This window comes from Telluria sp. ZB4P34, assembly GCF_059686055.1.
In genome coordinates, this window is record NZ_JCASIF010000003.1 from 351,533 (window position 1) to 369,964 (window position 18,432).

General features: G+C 65.4%; 14 protein-coding genes. 6 read left to right on the plus strand and 8 right to left on the minus strand.

The genetic code is table 11. From position 1 onward, the window contains the following. Positions 1-57 precede the first annotated feature (57 nt). From AC56KL_RS08435 to AC56KL_RS08470, 8 genes are all read right to left on the minus strand, one after another. Positions 58-666: a glutathione S-transferase family protein gene (locus AC56KL_RS08435; RefSeq protein ID WP_497179709.1), complete on the minus strand. Its 609-nt coding sequence runs from the start codon at positions 664-666 to the stop codon at positions 58-60. Between the two features lie 13 nt (positions 667-679). Beyond that, positions 680-2,068, minus strand: coding sequence for a sensor histidine kinase (locus AC56KL_RS08440; RefSeq protein ID WP_497179710.1), 1,389 nt, complete (start codon positions 2,066-2,068; stop codon positions 680-682). Then, a complete protein-coding gene (locus AC56KL_RS08445) occupies positions 2,065-3,396 on the minus strand; it encodes a sigma-54-dependent transcriptional regulator (RefSeq protein WP_497179711.1) in 1,332 nt (443 codons plus the stop codon). Before AC56KL_RS08445 ends, AC56KL_RS08440 begins: the two co-directional genes overlap by 4 nt. 43 nt (positions 3,397-3,439) lie before the next feature. Beyond that, positions 3,440-4,672 carry an ABC transporter permease gene (locus tag AC56KL_RS08450; protein ID WP_497179712.1) on the minus strand — a complete coding sequence of 411 codons (1,233 nt, stop codon included), beginning with the start codon at positions 4,670-4,672 and terminating at the stop codon, positions 3,440-3,442. Positions 4,673-4,697: 25 nt separating this feature from the next. Then, positions 4,698-6,008, minus strand: coding sequence for an ABC transporter permease (locus tag AC56KL_RS08455; RefSeq protein WP_497179713.1), 1,311 nt, complete (start codon positions 6,006-6,008; stop codon positions 4,698-4,700). A gap of 13 nt (positions 6,009-6,021) precedes the next feature. Beyond that, positions 6,022-6,732, minus strand: coding sequence for an ABC transporter ATP-binding protein (locus tag AC56KL_RS08460; RefSeq protein WP_497179714.1), 711 nt, complete (start codon positions 6,730-6,732; stop codon positions 6,022-6,024). A 54-nt stretch (positions 6,733-6,786) separates the two neighbouring features. Continuing rightward, on the minus strand, positions 6,787-8,052 hold the full coding sequence (locus tag AC56KL_RS08465; protein WP_497179715.1) for an efflux RND transporter periplasmic adaptor subunit: 1,266 nt from the start codon (positions 8,050-8,052) through the stop codon (positions 6,787-6,789). 261 nt (positions 8,053-8,313) lie between these two features. Continuing rightward, positions 8,314-10,089, minus strand: a complete 1,776-nt coding sequence (locus AC56KL_RS08470; protein WP_497179716.1) for a YbhB/YbcL family Raf kinase inhibitor-like protein — start codon at positions 10,087-10,089, stop codon at positions 8,314-8,316. A 155-nt stretch (positions 10,090-10,244) separates the two neighbouring features. Between AC56KL_RS08470 and AC56KL_RS08475 the strand changes: the two genes are divergently transcribed. The 6 genes from AC56KL_RS08475 (at position 10,245) to AC56KL_RS08500 (ending at position 18,300) form a co-directional block, all read left to right on the plus strand. Then, entirely contained in the window at positions 10,245-11,867 is a 1,623-nt protein-coding gene (locus AC56KL_RS08475; protein WP_497179717.1) for a MutS-related protein, read from the plus strand. Positions 11,868-12,219: 352 nt separating this feature from the next. Further along, positions 12,220-12,606, plus strand: a complete 387-nt coding sequence (rpsL, locus tag AC56KL_RS08480; RefSeq protein WP_027867278.1) for a 30S ribosomal protein S12 — start codon at positions 12,220-12,222, stop codon at positions 12,604-12,606. A gap of 135 nt (positions 12,607-12,741) precedes the next feature. Beyond that, positions 12,742-13,212 carry a 30S ribosomal protein S7 gene (gene rpsG, locus AC56KL_RS08485; protein ID WP_231058255.1) on the plus strand — a complete coding sequence of 157 codons (471 nt, stop codon included), beginning with the start codon at positions 12,742-12,744 and terminating at the stop codon, positions 13,210-13,212. 117 nt (positions 13,213-13,329) lie between these two features. Next, positions 13,330-15,435, plus strand: coding sequence for an elongation factor G (fusA, locus tag AC56KL_RS08490; protein WP_497179718.1), 2,106 nt, complete (start codon positions 13,330-13,332; stop codon positions 15,433-15,435). Between the two features lie 81 nt (positions 15,436-15,516). After that, complete coding sequence (gene tuf, locus AC56KL_RS08495) at positions 15,517-16,707, plus strand: elongation factor Tu (RefSeq protein ID WP_497179646.1); 1,191 nt, start codon at positions 15,517-15,519, stop codon at positions 16,705-16,707. A gap of 171 nt (positions 16,708-16,878) precedes the next feature. Beyond that, a complete protein-coding gene (locus AC56KL_RS08500) occupies positions 16,879-18,300 on the plus strand; it encodes a hypothetical protein (RefSeq protein WP_497179719.1) in 1,422 nt (473 codons plus the stop codon). Positions 18,301-18,432: the final 132 nt, after the last annotated feature.

Sequence of the window (18,432 nt, forward strand, 5' to 3'; positions counted from 1 at the left end):
TCAGCCGTACATCAGATCATGCCGGATTTGAACGCGCGGTCGGCAGAGCCGGCCACCCTACGCGATCCCGTTGCGCCCGAACTCGCGAAACCCCGGCCGCTCGGCCAGCCGGTCGTAATACGCCGCCACGTGGCGATAGGCCGGCTTGTCCATCGGCGTCATCATCCAGCGGTTCACCGACAGGCCCAGCACCACGTCGGCCAGGGTGAAGGCGCTGCCCGCCGCATAGGCGCCGGTGGCGCGCAGCTGGGCGTCGAGGATGCCGATGTGGCGGTTCCAGGCGGCGACGCCGGCTTCCAGCTGCGCCGGGTCCTGGTGCGCCGGGCTGTTGCGCACCAGCGCCATGAAGGCGTAGCGCCAGGCCGTGTTCAGGTCGGTGGCCTGCCAGTCCATCCACTGCTCGACCCGGGCCCGGTCCCGTGCACCAGGCGGGAGCAGGGCGCTGCCGCCCTGCTCCGCCTGCCTGGTGCAGAGGTAGCGGCAGATCGTGTTCGATTCCCACAGCACGAAGCCCTCGTCCACCAGCACCGGCACCATGGCGTTCGGATTGAGCGCAGCATGGCCGGCATGCCAGTCTTCGCGTTCGAAGGGCAGGTCGAGTTCGAGGCAGGTCCACAGCACCTTGCGGACGTTGATCGAGGTGTCCTTGCCGACGAGTTTCAACATGTACGGTCTCCTTTCATGGGGTTTGCGTTCCCGGCAGCGCGGGAAGGATGAGGGTGACGGCCAGGCCGCCGCCGTCGCGGTTCGAGAGCGAGATGCGCCCGCCGTGGGCTTCGGCGATCTCGCGCGCCAGCGCCAGCCCGAGGCCGGTGCCGCTGCGCTTGGTGGAATAGAAGGGTACCAGCGCATTGGCCAGCACCGTATCGCTCATGCCGGCGCCGCGGTCCAGCACGTCGATGCGCACGGCGTCCTGCGCGCGGCGCACCTGCAGCTCGACGTCCTCCGGGGGCGAACCGGATTCGTGGGCGTTCTTGAGCAGGTTGAGCAGGGCCTGCTCCATCTGGGCGGGGTCGATCCAGGCCGGGTCCGGCGGCAGCTCGCCCGACAGGCGAAACGCGACCTGGTCGGCCAGGCGGTGGATGAACACGTCCCACGGCCGTGCCTCCAGGCGCGGCGTCGGCAGCTTGGCGAAGCGCGCGTAGCCGAGGATGAAGGTCTCGAGATGGCGGGTGCGCTCGCCGATGGTCTGCAGGATCTGCGGCAGGCGCTCGGTCTGGCCGCGCCGCACCAGCTCCGCGCCCGAGTGCGCGAGCGAGGCCAGCGGCGCCAGCGAATTGTTCAGTTCATGGCTGATCACGCGGATCACTTTTTTCCAGGTCTGCACTTCCTGGCGCCGCAGTTCGGTGGTCAGGTGGCGCAGCAGCAGCAGTTCGTGGCGCCGGCCGTTGAGCGTGAAGGCGCTCCTGGCCAGGTGGTAGACCTCTTCTTCCTCGGCGGCGCCGGCCGTGAACAGGCCGTCGCCGCCGCGCGCCAGCGCTTCCTTCAGGGCGGGGGAGGCGCCGTCCAGGACGGCGTTCAATTGATGGCCTTCCAGCTTGCGTCCTTCCGACAGCAGCTGGCGCGCCGCCAGGTTGGCGTAGACGATGATGCCGGCCGGGGTGGCTGCGGGGGTATCCGCACGGGCCACGAAGTCCGTCACCAGCAGCATGGCGACCGGCGTGTTCTGCACCATGGTATCGAGCAGCAGTTCACGCTGCACCAGGCCCAGGCGCTGTTCGCGCAGCACTTCGCCAAGGGCGTTGTGGGCGGCGATCAGGTCGGCCAGCTCGTCGTTCTGCGGCCAGTGCAGGCTGAATGAAAAATCGCCGTCGCGGTAGCTCGTCACCGTGCCCTCGAGGGCGCGGAACAACGACAGGATCGGCTGGATCTGGGAACGGATGGTGATGACGGCGATCGGCACGATCGCCACCAGGCAGGCGAAGAAGACGAGGACGGGATGCTCGGGAAACACGTGGTCCAGCCCGAGCGCGATCAGCATGCCGAGGGCCAGCAGGGTGCCGACCAGCGCCGACCAGCGCGTGACCAGCGAGAGTCGGAACCCTTTTCGGGTCTCCCCTTTATTCATGCCGGCCTGGCGATGCCGAGCCGCTCCATGCGCCGGTACAGGGCCTGGCGCGACAGTCCGAGCTCGGCGGAGGCCTGCGCCACTACGCCGCCGGCACGCGCCAGCGCCTGCACGATGGCGTCGCGGTCGGGTTCCGCGTCCTGCGCGGGCGCCACCGCCACCTGCAGCCCCAGGTCGGCGGCCTTGATGACTTCACCCTGCGCCAGCAGGCTGGCGCGCGCCATCACATTCTTCAGTTCGCGCACGTTGCCGGGCCAGGTGTGGGCCTGCAGCGCTGCTTCGGCCGACGGGTGCAGCGTTTTCCCGCGCAGGAAGGACAGGGCCAGTGGCAGGATGTCGCCCGGCCGTGCGGCGAGAGGAGGCAGGCGCAGTTCGATCACGTTGAGGCGGTAGAACAGGTCTTCGCGAAAGCTGCCGGCGCGGATCATGGCGCCCAGGTCGGCGTTGGTGGCGCTGATCACCCGCACCTTGACCTGGCGCTCGCGGTTGGAGCCGAGGCGCTCGAAGCGGCCGGTTTCCAGCACGCGCAGCAGTTTCATTTGCCCGGCCAGCGGCAGGTTGCCGATCTCGTCGAGGAACAGGGTGCCGCCGTCGGCCGCCTCGAACTTGCCTTCGCGCGCTTTGGAGGCGCCGGTGTAGGCGCCGGCGTCGGCCCCGAACAGCTCGGCCTCGATCAGTTCGGAGGGCAGGGCGCCGCAGTTGAGCACCACGAAAGGACCGTCTGCCACCTGCGAGTTGGCCTGGATGATCTCGGCAATGCGTTCCTTGCCGGTGCCGTTCGGGCCGGTGATGAGCACCGGCACGTCGGCGCGCGCCACCTGGCAGGCCAGGGTGAGCACGCGCTCGGTGGCCGGGTCCTGCCACACCAGGCCGCGCAGGTCGAAGTTCTGCTCCAGCTCGCGCTTGGCCTTGCGCTCGCGCTGCAGGCGCTGGTTCAGCGCCCGGTTGGCCTGGCCCAGCTCGATCAGGTTGGTTACCGTGGTCAGCAGGCGCTCGTCGTTCCAGGGCTTGGACAGGTAGTCGGCGGCGCCGGCCTTGATCAGTTCCACCGCGGCGTCGAGGTGGGTCCAGGCCGTCAGCAGGATCACCGGCAGGTCCGGATGGCGCCGGCGGATCTCGCGGAACAGGGCCACGCCTTCCTCGCCCGAGGTGGTATCGGCCGTGAAGTTCATGTCCTGGATCACCAGGTCCACCGGCTCGCGCTCGAGGATGGCCAGTCCCTCTTCCGGCGACGCCGCGCGCAGCGAGGCGATGTCGTGGAGGGAGAACAGCACGTCGAGCGCGATGGTGACCGCGGCGTTGTCGTCGATGATCAGTACGGTGGGCATGACGGCAAGGATATCACTAGTTGCTTAGCGTTAAGCACTGCGCTCAAGCACTGCGGGTAGCGGTCGCCGGCGAGATGCTGGCCGCGCGCCATGCCGGACCATAGGCCGCCATGATGCCGAGCGCCCAGAACACCACGCCGCCACCGATCAGGTAGGCCGAGGGCAGGCGCGCCATCTCGAGTTTCGTCACCAGGAGGTGGTTCAGGCTCAGGCCGAACATCACCCCGCCGAACACGCCGGCGCTGGTGATCATGAAGTTCTCCATGATGAAGTAGCGCAGGATGTCGATCTTGCGCGCGCCCAGGGCGCGGCGCACCCCGATCTGCTTGCGGCGCTGGGTGACCCACAGGCTGGCCATGCCGACGATGCCCGAACAGGTGATGAGGAGGAGCAGCACGCTCACCGTGATCAGCATCCACGACAGGGTGAGATCGGCGCGGTAGCGGTTCTTCCGGTCTTCCTCGACCGTCTTGGCCTGCAGGATCATCGGGGTGGCGGACGACTTGCGCAGCGCTTCCTCGGCCTCCTTCATCACCCGGTCGCGCTGGCCCGGTTCGGTCCGCACGGCGTACAGCGAGCCCGGGCTCCCGTACAGCCGTGCTGGAATCTGCACTGAGAACTCGCCGCGTTCGCCGACTTCGCCGTGGGCGCTCTGCAGGCGTTCTACCACGCCCACGACCTGGGTCTCCTGGGCGCCGTCGCCGGTGCCGAAGAACAGGCGCCTGCCGACGGCCGACTGGCCGGGCCACAGCTTGTCGGCCAGCGGCTTGGTGATGAGCAGCGGGCGGGGCAGCTGGCGGTTCTCGTTCTCGTTGATGTCGACGTATTCGTTCGGCAGGAAGTCGCGGCCGTCCACGAGCTTCAGGTCGAAGGCCTTGACCAGCGAGTCGCCCGACACGTACTGCGAGGTGACGGCGCTTTCGCGGTTTTGGCCGCGGTCCAGCGCCACGCTGCTGTTGCTGCCGCTGCGCGAGATCGGCATCTGGCTCACGTTGGCGACACCGAGCACGCCCGGCACCGCGCGCAGCACCTCGGCCTCGCGCTTCATGGTGGCCAGCAGCTGCTCGGGACCGTCGGTGTTCAGGCTGCGGACGTTGAAGTAAAAGGTGGCGGCCTCATTGCCCAGGCCGGACGGACGGGCGGCCACTTCGCGCCGTTCGTTTACGATGTGCAGGGCGTTGGCCAGGATACCGAGGCTGAGCGCCACCTGCAGCGCAACCAGGATCGGGCCGGTTTTGTTCCGCATCAGGGCGGACAGGATGGGACGGATTTCCATGATGGTCTCTCGTTCTTGTGAGGTCTTATTGCGACTTGAGCTGGATGGCCGGCGTCACCTGGCAGGCGCGCCAGGTCGGCAGCAGGCCGGCGATGAGGGCGGCCAGTACCGACATCACGAAGGTCAGGAGCAGCATCTGCCAGTCCATGCGGGCGATGGCGGCCATGCCCTTGCTCTGCATGCCGATCAGGGCCAGCGCGCCGAAGGCCAGGATCAGTCCCAGCACGCCGCCGACCAGGCCGACCACGCCGGTCTCGATCAGGAACTGCTTGAACACGTCGTTGCGCGAGGCGCCCAGCGCGCGGCGCACGCCGATCTCGGAAGCGCGCACCGAGAACTTGGCCAGCAGCAGGCCGATGGTGTTCACCAGGCACAGGATCAGGAAGCCGAATGCCAGCCAGGCCTGCAGCTTGCTGTCGTTGCCGACGACCTTCAGCTCTTCCATCCACTCCATCACGTTGTACAGATTGTTCGGTGCGTTGCGCTTGAGGCGGCCCAGCTTGCGCTGGTCGGCTGCGTAGTTGTCCAGCCACGACTGCAGCTCGGCGCGCTCGCCCGCGGAGCGCAGCTCGAACCAGAACTGGATCCAGGTGCATTCCGAGGTCAGGAGGTTGGCGAAGCCCGGGTCGCGGTTGGAACTGCAGCTCATGCTGCCGCTGTGGTTCATCTCGTGGCGGATGGCGTTGGAGAACGGGATGAAGAACTCCTCGCCCTGGCCGAAGCGGCTGCCGCCGATCAGCTTGTAGTAGCGCGGCAGTGGCGCCCAGGTGTCGACCACGCCGACCACCGTGTAGGGGAAGCCCCCCATGCGCAGCTGCTTGCCGACCGGGTTGATCTCGCCGAACAGCTTTTCGGCGGTCGCCCGGCCCAGCACGATGACGTCGGCGCCTCTGGCGTCGTCGCCTTCGGTCCAGGCCTGGCCGTGCAGGAAGGGCACCTTGAACATGGCAAAGAAGTCGCGCGTCGGCGCGATACCGCCCGCGTTGAAGGCCGGGATGTCGGTGCGCGGTGGCTCGATCGGCCGCTGCATGCCGTACATGGCGGTACGGCGTTCGCCCTGGCCGCTCTTGAGGAAGTTGGCGGCGTCGATGTAGCCCAGCTGGTCGTCGTTGCGGCCGTCGCTCGGCACCCAGCCTTCCACCGGGCCGTTGTCGACCATTGGCACCAGCAGGCGGTCGCTCTTCTCGGGGATCGGATCGCCCGACATCATGTGCAGGATGGTCACGGTCGAGACGCTGGCGGCCACGCCGATGGCCAGGGTCAGCACCATCAGGGCGGTCAGGGCCGGGTTGCGGCGCAGGCTGCGCACGCCGAGCTTGAAATAGTAGGAGAACATGGTCTGGTCGTCCTTATGCGGTGGCGGAGGCCTTGTCGACCAGGGTCGGGCCCTTGCGCACCAGGTCCGAGACCTGGCCGTCGATGATGTGCACGTTGCGGTGGGTGCGCACCGCCAGTTCCGGGTCGTGGGTCACCATCAGGATGGTGGTGCCGGCCGCGTTGATCTCTTCCAGCAGCTCCATCACGCCGCGCGCCATCTGGGTATCCAGGTTGCCGGTCGGTTCGTCGGCCAGCAGCAGCTTGGGCGAACCGGCCAGCGCGCGTGCGATCGCCACGCGCTGCTGCTGGCCGCCCGACAGCTCGGCCGGGTAGTGCTTCATGCGCGAGGCCAGGCCGACCTTGCTGAGTGCGTCCTCGATGCGCTCCTTGCGCTCCTTGGCATTGAATCCGCGGTAGCGCAGCGGCACGTCGACGTTGTCGAACAGGTTCAGGTCGGGGATCAGGTTGAAGCCCTGGAAGATAAAGCCCAGCTTTTCGTTGCGCAGGCGCGAGCGGGCGCTGTCGTCCAGGCCCTTCACGTTGACGCCGTCGAGGACGTACTCGCCCGAAGTAAATTCTTCCAGCAGGCCGGCAATGTTCAGGAAGCTGGTCTTGCCCGAGCCGGACGGACCGGTCACGGTGACGAACTCGCCCTGCTTGACTTCGATTTCGAAACCACGCAGCGCGTGCGTTTCGATCATGTGGGTGCGGTACACCTTGCTCAGGTTGGTCATGCGCAGCATGGAATTCTCCTAGTTTGTTGGTTTTGTTCAGCGATTGATCGAGCAAGCAAGCGCTCAGTTGATCGTGATTCGGGCGGCGTTGTTGAAACTGTCGGTACCGGCGATGACCACCTTGTCGCCGGGCTTCAGGCCCGACAGGATCTCGACGGCGGAAATGCTGGTGGCGCCCAGTTGCACGGGGGTGCGTACGGCGATCCCGTCCTGCACCACGTAGGCATGGCGTCCGCCTTCGCTTTCCACGAAGGGGCCGCGCGGCAGCATCACCACATCCGGTTTTTCCTCGATCAGCAAGCGAGCGGTCACGCGCTGGCTCTGGCGCAGGCCCTTGGGCTGTTCGCCGTCGAAGCGCACGCGCGCCAGCACCTGGTTGCGCACCACTTCCGGCGACAGGGCGGACAGCTTGCCGGTGGCCTTGCCCGAAGGAAGGGTGATCTCGGCGTTCATGCCCAGGCCGATGTCGGCGACGTAGCTTTCCGGTACCTCGACCTCGACTTCGAGCTTGGACAGGTCCACCAGGGTCATCAGGGGCGCATTGGCGGCCACCACCATGCGGTTCTGGACGTTGAGCGTGCCGATGAAGCCGTCCACCGGCGCACGCACGGTCAGCTCGTCGACACGGCGCTGGGCATTGGCGAGCGACAGGCGCTGGCGCTCCAGCTCGTTGATCTTGGTCTTCAGGGCCAGCTGCACGTCGTCGCCTTCCAGGCCGGCCGCCTGGGAGGCGTGGCGGGCGCGGATCTCGGCCGAGTTCAGCGCATCCTTGGCCTTCTGGTAGTCGATCTTGGCGATGATGCCGACCTGGGCCACGCCTTCGTAGCGCTCCAGGGTGCGCTGGGCCGACAGGCGCTCGATCTCGGCCGTGTCGGCTTCGCGCTTGGCCAGCAGTTGCTGCTTGCGCGCCAGGATCCGCTGGCGCGCCACCTCCGCCTTGAGCTGCTCGTAGCTCGAGGTCTCGCGCTTGAGTTCGTCGGTGAGGTCGGGCGACTCCAGCACGGCCAGCACATCGCCTTTCTTGACGGTGTCGCCGGCGGCGACCTTCAGGTTGACGGTGGACGGCGCGGTGGAATACAGGGTCGGGCTGACGGCGGCCACGATGCGGCCGTTCACCGAGGCGTCGCGCACCAGGGTGCCGCGGGTGACTTCGGCGATGCGCAGGCGCGCTTCGCTGACCGAATGTTCGCTGCTGGTCCAGGCGCCGAGCACGGCGGCGCTGACGGCGAGGATGGCGACGGCGCCGGCAACCCAGGCTGCGCGGCGCTTGAGCTTGTGGACCGGGGCAGCGGTAAGGACGGCGTCTTGGTGAGAGGTATCGCGGATCATGGTATTTTCTGGTGACAACGTTGGATGGCGTTGTCAATGCATGATCCGTGCCAGGATGCTAAGTGTTTGTTTTGATGGGAGAGATGACCGCCGCGTCCGGTGTCCGCAGTGTCCGTCAATACGATGCCCGGACAGTTGTCCGGACAGTAGGGTGTTCGGCTTTGCCGAACGCGCGTTCAACTGGCCTGAAATCCGCCGCACTACTATTCAAGCGTGAGCTGAACGCGCGGACGGCGAAGCCGTCCACCCTACGAAAAGCTTTTATTTCGGCGGCTTCTGCTTCTGGGCATAGGTTCCCATCACTTCTCCTTTGCCGATTACGTGCCCCTGCATCGCCTGCAGCAGCTGGTCGCGGTCGGCGCCGAACGGCACATCCAGCATCGTGTCGAGCGCATAGACCTGGAAGTGGTAATGGTGCGGCTTGTCACCCACCGGCGGCTTCGGCCCGAAATAACCCATCGAGCCGCGCGTGTTCCGGCCCTGCAGCACGCCTTCGGGATCGGTCAGGCGCGGCTGTTCCTGCAGGCCTTCCGGCAGGCTGGTGACGTTCGCCGGAATGTTCCAGGCCAGCCAGTGGACGAAGGGCGTGACCGGCTTCGCGTCCGGGTCTTCCATGATGATGGCGTAGGATTTGGCGTTCGGCACCGCTTTCCAGCTCAGGGCCGGCGATACGCCGTCGGCATATTCGCTGTATTTCTGGTCCATGGCGGCGCCGGCCTTGAAGCTCGCGGAACTGACCGACAGCGTGGCCGCCGACCGGGTTTCGGGGCGCTTGTTCGCCAGCGGCACGCCATTGCCCTTGTTGGCCTGCTGCTGCATCGGGCCGGCCGGGGCCATCGCGGCCAGGTTGCCGGGCTTGCCGGCGCTGTGGGCAATGCGGTAGATGACGCCATTGGCGTCGTCCGCCATCAGCAGGGCGCCGTCCCTGGCCCAGGCCAGCCCGACCGGGCGCGCGATGTGGGTCTTGCCGCCGTCGGTGAGGAAACCGGTGACGAAGGGTTCGACGGCGGTCGGCTGGCCATTGGCGAAGCGCACGCGCACGATCTCGTAGCCTGAAGCCTGGGCCCGGTTCCAGGAGCCGCGCATGGTGACGAAAGCGTCGCCGCTGTATTCGGCGGGGAAGCCGCCGCGATGGCCGAACACCATCTGCATCGGCGCCGCGTGGGCGGTATAGCCCAGCACCATCGGGGTGCTGCGCGCCTTCCATTCTTCCTTCTTGATCTCGCCCACCGGGGTGCTCTGCGGGTAGATGTCGCCGGCTCCGTAGACGTGCGGCCAGCCGTACATCTTGCCCATCTCGATCTTGTTGACCTCTTCCTGCTGCTGGTCGTCGCCGAGGAAGTCGATGCCGTGGTCAAACGACCACAGTTCGCCGGTCTGCGGATGCCAGTCGAAGCCGATGGTGTTGCGCAGGCCGGACGCGACAATGCTGCGCTGCTGGCCGTCGGGCGAGACGCGCAGGATGGTGGCGTTTTCCGGGTTGCTCTCGTTGCAGGCATTGCAGGTGCTGCCCACGGTCAGGTACAGCATGCCGTCCGGTCCGAACGCGATGCTGCGGTTCGGATGCTGGCCCGAATCGGGCAGGTCGCCCAGCAGCAGTTTCAGCTCGCCCAGGCGGCCGTCCGGCCTGATGTCGGCCACGAACAGCTCCTTGACCGTCACCAGGTAGAACCTGTTGTCCTTGATCGCCATGCCATGCGCGCCGGCGCGGTTGGCCACCTCGACCGGGGCGCCGTCGGCCCGGCCGTCGCCGTTGGCGTCCTTCAGCAGCAGCACGTCGCCCTGGTCGCGCCGGCTCACGTAGATGTCGCCGTTCGGCGCCACCGCGATGATGCGGGCGTTCTTCAGGCCCGTGGCGAACGGTGTAACGGTGAAACCTTGCGGCGCGCGGATGCCCTTCATGCGCTCGGGCGTGGCGTCGACCTTGGCAGGCTTGAACACGTTGGCAGTGGCGGTGGCGCGCGTGCCGTCGCCCTGTTGGGCCCAGGCGGCGCCGACCGCCAGGCATAGCAGGCTTGCGGATAACGCGTGTTTCATGAAAGTTTTCTCCCCTGTCGTCGTTGTCCGGATACTTCTGGTCATTGATCCTGACACGGACGAACGCTTCGGTATGTGGGAGCGCGCACGCAGTTCGGCGCCCCCGCGTGACAAAGCTTGAACATTCGCCTGCGGCACGCTGCTACCATCCTGCCATGCCTCCCTTGCTTGCCTTGGTCCTGGACCGCCTTGCCGGTGTGTTCCGCCCCGCCGACCATGAACCGCCGTCGCCTTTCTTCACCCCCGACGAAATCGGACGTCTCCACCGTGCCGGCGCGGACCCCCGCACCGCCCTCGATGAGCAGACCTGGCGCGACCTGCTGCTGGAATCATGGGAAGAGCGGCTGGCCCAGGACAGCAGCATCTATGGCCGCCAGCTGTTGCACCAGCGCCTGCGCGCGGGCCTGGCGGATGCCGACTGCGCGGTCCTGGCCGGGCGCCTGCGCGGGCTGCTGGACGACCCGGCGCGGATCGATGCGCTGACGCGCGCCCTGCGGCCCTTGCGCTTTGCCGAAACGGAGGTGGCCGGCCTGCTGTTCGGCGGGGCCGGTGAGGACATGCCCGAGCCGCCCTGGTGGAGCCGTTTTCTCTGGACGCTGCCGGTCTTCCTGCTGCTGTCGCTGGGCCTGCTGGCCACGCAGCCGCTGGGCTGGGTAGCGACGCTCGTTGCGGCAGCGCCGCTGATGGCGCTGCAGATCAGCTATCACCGCCGTATGGAGCTGTGGAATAACATGCTGGGCAGCCTGAATGCGCTGCTGGCAGGCAGCCACGCACTGGCGGAACTGGGCGGCCCGCTGCTGGAACACTTTGTCGAGCAGCGCGCCGCGGCGGCGCGCCTGCACGGGCGCATCGGCCGCTCGCTCCTGATCCGCATGATTCCTGGGGGAATGGCTTATGCCAACTGGTTCGCTGCCTACAACGTCCGCCATTACTGGAAAACCGTCCGTATCGTGGCCGGTGCACGCGACTTCCTGCGCGCCTGCTACCTGCGCAGCGCCGCGCTGGAGGCCGACGTGGCGCTGGCGCGCCACCTGCGCGGCCAGCCCACCTGGTGCTGGGCCGAGCGCAGCGCAGCACGCACGCTCGACCTGCAGGAAGGCGTGCATCCGCTGATGGATGCGCCGGTCCCGCTGTCCATCGGCCTGGACGGGCAGGGCGCCTTCATCTCCGGGCAAAATGCCTCGGGCAAGAGCACCTTGTTGCGCATGGTGGGCCTGAACCTGGTGGCGGCGCGCGCCTTCGGCTTCTGCTACGCGCGGTCGGCGCGCCTGCCGGCAGTGCCGGTGCGCGCCAGCATGCAGAACGAGGATTCGCTGCTGGGCGGCGAGAGTCTCTATATGTCGGAGCTGCGCCGCGCGCGCGAACTGCTGGCCGCCGGCGGCGCGCCGCCCGGCGTCTGCCTGGTCGACGAGGTCTTCCGCGGCACCAACCACCTGGAGTCGGTCTCGGCCGCCAGCGCGGTGCTGGAAAGCCTGTGCGAACGCGACCTGGTGCTGGTGTCTTCGCATAACCTGGTGCTGGCGCGCATCCTGGCGGGAACACTCGAACCACTTCGCATCGATACCGCGAGCGGCCGGCCGGCCCTGGCGCCGGGCGTGCTGCGCAACCCGAACGGCATCGCGCTGCTGGCGACGCAGGGCTTCGGCGCCCGCATCGAGGACCGGGCGGCCGAAGTGGCGCGCTGGCTCAGCGCGCACCTGGGCGAGCATCCCGGTGGGCATCCGGCGCGGCCGGTCCCGGATCGCCCGGTCGAGGCCGCCGTTCCCCGCTGCGCCTGACCGGCTGTCGGGCGGGCATGCTTGTCACCTCGATAAGTTGCCTGTCTTGCAATGGCAACGCCGTGTTGTAGCAGTCTTGCCACATCCGGCGCCGTAAACCGCGTCCGCGCCCTTTTCCCGGCTTGACGCGCGGGCAAAGCGGTTGACCGGGTTGCGCATCGGGTCTATACTCGCGAGTTCTCGATTTATTCTGCACATGATTTCAGCATTCGCGCATTTGCAGCCGCTCCTTCGGTGAGTGGCTTTCGTCGCCTCTGCTGTGGGCAGGATGCCGGGACTAGGTTTCAGTCCCCGGACAAGCGCAACAAGGGTCCGGGTCATCAACGTAGTAATTTTGTTGGATTTTTGAACGATGCCAACCATCAATCAACTGATTCGCAAGCCGCGTGAAGCCGCGGTTGTGAAGAGCAAGTCCCCGGCACTGGAAAACTGCCCGCAGAAGCGCGGCGTGTGCACCCGTGTCTACACCACGACCCCGAAGAAGCCGAACTCGGCACTGCGTAAGGTCGCCAAGGTGCGCCTGACCAACGGTTTCGAAGTCATTTCGTACATCGGCGGTGAAGGCCACAACCTGCAAGAGCACAGCGTCGTCCTGATCCGCGGCGGCCGTGTGAAAGACTTGCCGGGTGTGCGTTACCACATGGTCCGCGGCGCGCTGGATACCCAGGGCGTGAAAGACCGTAAGCAGGCTCGCTCGAAGTACGGTGCGAAGCGCGCCAAGGCCGGCGCCAAGAAGTAATCCTGCGATCTCGTCACATCGAGGTCACATTTATAAGTTAAGTTGAGCCGGCCGGAAGGCCGAGTAAGTGAAAGATCATGAGGGTCTTTCGCGAGTGCGGATCCCGCACTCAACTGAAGATAGGAAGGAATTGAAATGCCACGTCGTCGTGAAGTACCCAAGCGCGAAATCCTGCCGGATCCAAAATTCGGCAACACCGATGTCGCCAAGTTCGTCAATGTCCTGATGCTGTCCGGTAAGAAATCGGTCGCTGAAAACATCATCTACGGTGCGTTCGAATACATCCAGTCGAAATCGGGCAAAGACCCGCTGGAAGTGTTCACGACCGCGATCAACAACGCCAAGCCGCTGGTGGAAGTCAAGTCCCGCCGTGTCGGTGGCGCCAACTACCAGGTGCCAGTGGAAGTTCGTCCGGTTCGTCGTATGGCGCTGTCCATGCGTTGGTTGCGCGAAGCCGCAAACAAGCGCAGCGAAAAATCCATGCCGCAACGCCTGGGTGGTGAACTGATGGAAGCCGCGGAAATGCGCGGCGGCGCGATGAAGCGTCGTGACGAAGTCCACCGTATGGCAGAAGCGAACAAGGCGTTCTCGCACTTCCGCTTCTAAGCACCTGGCCAAACCCCTTTGGGGGCGCGGCCACGCAGTATCTGTTGTTCAGGCCGGGCACATTTTGATCACCAAGATGCCGCCCGGTTTTGTCCATTCAAAGATTTAGGAAAAATTATGGCACGCAAGACCCCCATTGAGCGCTACCGCAATATCGGTATTTCCGCTCACATCGATGCTGGCAAAACCACCACCACCGAACGCGTCCTGTTCTACACGGGCGTGAACCACAAGATCGGCGAAGTGCACGATGGCGCAGCGACGATGGACTGGATGGAGCAGGAGCAGGAACGCGGCATTACCATTACCTCGGCAGCGACGACCTGCTTCTGGAAAGGTATGGCCGGTAACTTCGAGCCGCACCACATCAACATCATCGACACCCCGGGCCACGTCGACTTCACCATTGAAGTCGAGCGCTCGATGCGCGTGCTGGACGGCGCCTGCATGGTGTACTGCGCAGTCGGCGGCGTGCAGCCACAGTCGGAAACCGTGTGGCGTCAGGCCAACAAGTACAAAGTCCCGCGTCTGGCCTTCGTCAACAAGATGGACCGTACCGGCGCCAACTTCTTCAAGGTCTATGAGCAGATGCGCGCTCGCCTGAAGGCCAACCCGATCCCGCTGCAAATCCCGATCGGCGCGGAAGAAAACTTCCTGGGCGTGGTCGACCTGGTCAAGATGAAAGCAATCTTCTGGGACGAAGCATCGCAGGGCATGAAGTTCGACTACCGCGACATCCCGGCCGAACTGGTGGATCAAGCCAACGAATGGCGCGAGAAGCTGGTCGAAACCGCCGCTGAAGCGTCGGAAGAGCTGATGAACAAGTACCTGGAAGAAGGCGAACTGTCGGAAGCCGAGATCAAGGCCGCCCTGCGCCAGCGCACCATCGCATCGGAAATCGTCCCGATGATGTGCGGCACCGCGTTCAAGAACAAGGGCGTGCAGGCCATGCTCGACGCCGTCATCGAATACCTGCCGTCGCCAGTGGACATTCCACCGGTCGCCGGCACTGACGAAGATGACCAGCCGGTTACCCGCCGCGCTGCCGACGACGAGAAGTTCTCGGCGCTGGCATTCAAGATCATGACCGACCCGTTCGTCGGCCAGCTGATCTTCTTCCGCGTCTACTCGGGCACGATCAATTCGGGCGACACCGTGTACAACCCGGTCAAGCAGAAGAAGGAACGCCTGGGCCGCATCCTGCAGATGCACGCCAACCAGCGTGAAGAGATCAAGGAAGTCCGTGCCGGCGACATCGCTGCTGCGGTCGGCCTGAAAGATGCGACCACCGGCGAAACCCTGTGCGATCCATCGTCGGTGATCACCCTGGAAAAGATGGTGTTCCCGGAGCCGGTCATCCAGCAGGCCGTCGAGCCGAAGACCAAGGCCGACCAGGAAAAGATGGGCCTGGCGCTGAACCGCCTGGCACAGGAAGATCCGTCGTTCCGCGTGCGTACCGACGAAGAATCGGGCCAGACCATCATCGGTGGTATGGGCGAGCTGCACCTGGAAATTATCGTTGACCGCATGAAGCGTGAGTTCAACGTGGAAGCGACCGTCGGCAAGCCGCAGGTCGCCTACCGCGAGACCATCCGCAAGGCAGTCACTGATGTCGAAGGCAAGTTCGTCAAGCAGTCGGGCGGCCGCGGCCAGTACGGCCACGCCGTCCTGTCGATCGAGCCGCAAGAGCCGGGCAAGGGCTTCGAATTCGTCGACGCCATCAAGGGCGGTGTGATTCCTCGCGAATACATCCCGGCAGTCGAGAAGGGTGTGCGCGAGACCCTGACCAGCGGCGTGCTGGCTGGCTATCCGGTGGTTGACGTGAAAGTCACCGTGACCTTCGGTTCGTACCACGACGTCGACTCGAACGAAAACGCGTTCCGTATGGCGGGTTCGATGGCATTCAAGGATGGCTGCCGCAAGGCATCGCCGGTCATCCTCGAGCCGATGATGGCCGTGGAAGTGGAAACGCCGGAAGACTACGCTGGTTCGGTGATGGGCGACCTGTCGTCGCGCCGCGGTATGGTGCAGGGCATGGACGAAATCCCGGGCGGCGGCGGCAAGATCATCAAGGCTGAAGTCCCGCTGTCGGAAATGTTCGGTTACTCGACCTCGCTGCGTTCGGCGACCCAGGGCCGCGCGACCTACACGATGGAGTTCAAGCACTATTCGGAAGCTCCGAAGCACGTGATCGACGCCATCGTTACCGCGAAATCCAAGTAATCGCGTAGTTCAGGGGGCAGGCAGCAAAGCCTGCCCCTTCAAAAAAATATAGCTAAACAGTTTATTTAAAGGAAGATCGAAATGGCAAAAGGTAAATTCGAACGGACCAAGCCGCACGTCAACGTCGGCACCATCGGTCACGTTGACCACGGTAAAACCACCCTGACGGCAGCCATCGCAACCGTCCTGTCGAAGAAGTTCGGCGGCGAAGCCAAGGCCTACGACCAGATCGACGCGGCTCCGGAAGAAAAAGCACGCGGCATCACCATCAACACCGCGCACGTCGAATACGAAACCGCGAACCGTCACTACGCGCACGTCGACTGCCCAGGCCACGCCGACTACATCAAGAACATGATTACCGGTGCCGCGCAGATGGACGGCGCGATCCTGGTGTGCTCGGCCGCTGACGGCCCGATGCCGCAGACCCGCGAGCACATCCTGCTGGCGCGTCAGGTTGGCGTTCCGTACATCATCGTGTTCCTGAACAAGTGCGACCTGGTCGACGACGCAGAGCTGCTGGAACTGGTCGAAATGGAAGTCCGTGAGCTCCTGTCGAAGTACGAGTTCCCAGGCGACGACCTGCCAATCATCAAGGGTTCGGCACGTATGGCGCTGGAAGGCCAGGCTGGCGAAATGGGCGAAGACGCGATCATGGCCCTGGCCGACGCGCTGGACACCTACATCCCGACCCCGGAACGTGCCGTCGACGGCGCCTTCCTGATGCCGGTGGAAGACGTGTTCTCGATCTCGGGCCGCGGTACCGTGGTGACCGGTCGTGTCGAGCGCGGCGTGATCAAGGTCGGCGAAGAAATCGAAATCGTCGGCATCATCGACACCGTCAAGACCACCTGCACCGGCGTGGAAATGTTCCGCAAGCTGCTGGACCAGGGTCAAGCTGGCGACAACGTCGGCCTGCTGCTGCGCGGCACCAAGCGTGAAGACGTCCAGCGTGGCCAGGTTCTGGCCAAGCCGGGCTCGATCAAGCCGCACAACCACTTCACCGGTGAGATCTACGTCCTGTCGAAAGACGAAGGCGGCCGTCACACCCCGTTCTTCAACAACTACCGTCCGCAGTTCTACTTCCGTACGACTGACGTGACCGGTTCGATCGAGCTGCCGGCCGACAAAGAAATGGTCATGCCAGGCGACAACGTGTCGATCACCGTCAAGCTGATCGCTCCGATCGCGATGGAAGAAGGCCTGCGCTTCGCAATCCGCGAAGGCGGCCGTACCGTCGGCGCCGGCGTCGTGGCGAAAATCATCGCCTAATAGGTGAGCTCCAGGGCGGCGTCAGCCGCCCAAAGGCAAAACAAATGTCAGCTTCGGCTGACATTTGTTTTTGTGCCAGGCTTTTTAACGCATTTCCCCCTTCGATGGGGCGAGCAGTCCGCACGACCACGTCCTATCCTGTACGGCTCATCAGTCACCGGGAGGATCAGCGTGTCACTCTGCATTGCCAGCCAAGCCAAGTCCTTCCTCGTCCTGGGCGCTTTCGCCCTGATCGCCGGCAGTCTCGGCGCCTGTAGCGGCGGGTCTTCGGCGCCGCCTGCCGCGACGCCGCAAGCGAACGGCCCCGGCGGCAACGGCAACCCATCCACCGGCCCCATCGCCGCCGTCCGCGAGCTGTGGACGCCCACCGTCGTACCGGACACCCGCACCGAGCCCGTGCTGTACGAGGTCGTCACCACCGGCCGCCCCGCAGCGGTCACGCTCACGATCGGCAACAGCGATATCGCCCTCGCCGACAACGGCCTCGGCGGCGACAAGCTTGCGGGCGACGGCACCTGGAGCGTGCAGCTGCCGGTTGCCACGATCCTCGCCCGCAACACACCCGCCCGCGTGCACCGCCCCATGCTGGGCCAGCTGCGCCTGGCCGGCGGCGCGGACGTGTATAACGTTGGCGCCGAAGTCTGGACCGCATCGATGGGCCTGCCCACAGCCCGGCCGATCGCCGGAGGCCAGGAGACCGATTACCTCGTCAACTACACGGCGAGCACCGCGCAGCTGAGCAGTTTCGACGCCGAAGCCTGGGCGCGCACCTTCTACGCCAGCTATCCGGACGACTACGATTTCCTGAACTTCGTGCTGGTCGGCGGAACCCGCGGCAACCGCTACCACAGCAACGTGCGCAGTGCCGTGACCGGCATCGGCATGGCGCCGCTCGCCGCCGGCGCCAGCTACGGCAGCGCAGCCCGCCTGCTGGGCTACAACGTGTTCCCGCTGTCCAGCCTGATGGACCACGGCGCCAAAGGTTTCCTGCACGAGACCGCCCACCAGTGGATCAGCCAGCTGACGACGGCGCCCTTCGCTTCCGGCAGGCCCCATTGGCCGAAAGGCAGCATCGCAAGCGGCATCATGGGCTTCAGCATGCCGCCGAGCGGGCAGGGCGGGGAATTCCCCTTTACCTTTACTGCGGACGGCAAGGGCGGCTATGTCGCCAGCCTGCAGGACGACGCAGCACGCACCAGCTTCAACATGATCGAGTTGTACATGATGGGATTGGCCGCCGCGGACGAGGTGCCGGACTACTTCGTGCTGAAAGACCAGAGCATGAATGTGGTCCCCGGCCAGCAGCTGTCCGCCGCCGACATCCAGACCGTGCGGGTGGCCGACGTGATTGCAGCCGCCGGAATACGCACGCCGGGCGTCGCAAACTCGCAGAAAGCCTTCCGCAGCGCCACCATCATCCTGTCGGAACGCCCGCTCGACGCCCATGCGCTTGGCCTCTACGAGTACTTCGTCCGGCGCGGCGAGGCGCGCACCGAACTCCCCTGCGCCGAGGGCCTGGCGGGAGGACTCAGCTGCAAGCCATGGTACCTGGCGACCGGCGGGCGCTCGACCATGTCCCTGCGCATCCGCTGAAGCAGGGCAGGTTCGAACGAAACGCAACACTTGCCGGCAGCCGCGCAGTGGCAGTATACGGGTTGCCGGCATTGTGATACGATGCTGACCCTGTTGCGCATATGGATTTCCGTATGCGTTTTTTATTGCCAC